The 1,053-nt window shown below is 32.1% G+C and carries 2 protein-coding genes; one reads left to right on the plus strand and one right to left on the minus strand.

Translation table 11 applies throughout. The annotated features are described in order from the left end of the window. Positions 1–59: 59 nt before the first annotated feature. A complete protein-coding gene (locus tag BMW29_RS13795) occupies positions 60–467 on the minus strand; it encodes a DUF1433 domain-containing protein (protein ID WP_092654331.1) in 408 nt (135 codons plus the stop codon). A gap of 62 nt (positions 468–529) precedes the next feature. Between BMW29_RS13795 and BMW29_RS13800 the strand changes: the two genes are divergently transcribed. Then, a partial coding sequence (locus tag BMW29_RS13800; protein ID WP_483867448.1) for a Tle-like phospholipase domain-containing protein occupies positions 530–1,053 on the plus strand: 524 nt, incomplete at its 3' end.

Genomic DNA, 1,053 nt, shown 5'->3' on the forward strand with positions numbered 1-1,053 from the left:
TTCTTCTAAAAAAGCTTGATAATCCAGACAGAAATGGCGCGCAAGGAATTGTTTTGTAATTATTCTTGCTCCGATTCCAATTCTTCAATTTCCGTTACTGAGAAAAAACGAGAAGTATTTTTTGCCAATTCACCTAATTTAGAAGCAGTTGTCAAACCAGTATCAAATTTGTCTTCTCCATTATATATTGGAGCAATAAAATACAATTTTTTCTCATCTCCATTTACATAACCGTATATACCTACACTCATTGGTGTTTTTCTAGTTTCCGTAAAAGTGATTGATTCAATGTCATTAAAATTATATCTTATGAACTTTTCAATACGAACTTTTTGCTCATCCCAAAATTTTTGTTCAATTTTTTGTTGTTCATATTCTTTTGTCTCTTTATACTTCATAATTTGATAACCTCCTAAAAGTAATAAAATAAACACTCCTGTTGCAATTATTATTTTTTTCTTAGCCATTGTTTATTTCCATTCCTTTGCATATAATTAGTATTATTATAACATAAAGGAGAGACTTTACTATGCCGACTATGCCAACACTTCCTTCCATTCCTGATATTGATTTCCAAAAAATTGCTGATAACACATATGACTCAGATCGTTTAAATATAGGAGATCAACTAAATAATTCAAATTATATTATTCTAAAAAAACTTGATAACCCAGATGGAAATGGTGCTCAAGGAATTGCAGTTGTTTCAAAAAAAGACTATGACAAAGGTAACTTCTCAAATATCATCATTTCATATCGCGGAACCGAGCCTAGTGCAGGAGACGGTGATATCAATGCCGATATTAATCAAATTATATTTGGTGTGAGCGATAAGGTAGATGGCATGGGCAATCCAATACCAACCCAATTTGATACAGCTTTAAATTTTGCAAATGAGATTAAAAATACATATAACCCGCCAAATATGAGTGTCACTGGCCATAGTCTAGGTGGTGGACTTGCAGCATATGTAGGTGCTGAATTAGATATATATGGAAAAATGTTTTCGGCGCCAAATGTTTTTAGACTTCTTAGTGATGCTGCTAAAAAACG

This window comes from Isobaculum melis (assembly GCF_900111355.1).
GTDB classification, from domain to species: domain Bacteria; phylum Bacillota; class Bacilli; order Lactobacillales; family Carnobacteriaceae; genus Isobaculum; species Isobaculum melis.